This window comes from Herbiconiux daphne, assembly GCF_024979295.1.
In the GTDB taxonomy this organism is placed as follows: domain Bacteria; phylum Actinomycetota; class Actinomycetes; order Actinomycetales; family Microbacteriaceae; genus Herbiconiux; species Herbiconiux daphnes.
In genome coordinates, this window is record NZ_JANLCJ010000154.1 from 1 (window position 1) to 1,042 (window position 1,042).

Annotated in this window: 1 protein-coding gene; it reads left to right on the plus strand. The window is 39.3% G+C overall.

From position 1 onward, the window contains the following. Positions 1-605 precede the first annotated feature (605 nt). Positions 606-1,042 (plus strand): hypothetical protein (locus tag N1032_RS23725; RefSeq protein ID WP_259542840.1); only part of this gene is annotated, 437 nt, incomplete at its 3' end.

Below are 1,042 nucleotides of genomic sequence, written 5' to 3' on the forward strand. Positions count from 1 at the left end.
TCCTTCAAAGGTAAAGATGGTTACCGTAGTATTCAAAGGCGCAAGATACTATAACGATTATCTTGCCTTCCTGAAATCTCACTCATGAGGTGGTTACTACATGAGAAGGTGGATGGTGGGGCAACCGGGAAGGAAACCTGCAGCTGAAGCAATAAACGGGCTAATTCTTTTCGGTTCAATATGACGGGTTAAATCAAAACTTGCCGCCATAACAGGGCATTATAAAGACCTTGCCATAAACCGGGAAAAGTTTTTCAATGATGAGGCCCGCAAACTTTTCGGAACAACACGCCTTGGTTCAAGGTATAATAAAGCAAAGGGCGTATTTACAAAAATGAACTCCGCTACCTCCGACTCCGCAAACTTTTTCAAGAGTCAGATAAAAGAACAGGGTTCAAAAGTAAGAAACAATTCACGGGCAAATAGCCTAAAAAAGGAGAGATAAGATGGCAATAAAAGCAACACCAGATCAATTGTTAGTTGATTTCGACACCGCCAAACACTGAAATTTATTTTACCTTCCAAAAATCAACGACGAAGACATAGCAAACGGTTTGGATACACAGGAAAAGAAATACCAGGCATGGACATACATAGTACAGGATATGCTGAACGGATACCTTGCGGAAAAGATTTCAGACCTTGATTTTAACATGAACGCAATCGATAAGGTTTATCAAAAATCAATAATCAAGATTATCGTTACACGTCTGAATAGAGCATTCTACAACGATGAGATTTTACCAAGAGACGCCAACGTTACATATTCGGCAAATGGTGGAATTCAGTATTCATCACTTGCGAACACACAGCCAAAGGATGATATTATTTCATTCTTCGACGCTAACGAAAGACTCCTAATTGAAACATCAGGATTGATGGACCAAGTCATCGGAAACGTTGACATCGACAATCTTACAACTGACTTACTAGAAACACAATTCAAAGGTGGGCAGTTTGTAAATGACGTGGATATTGACGATTACCAAAAGATGATTATTACGATTAACGGGCAAAACGTTACAGTTTTACAGGCAATTAT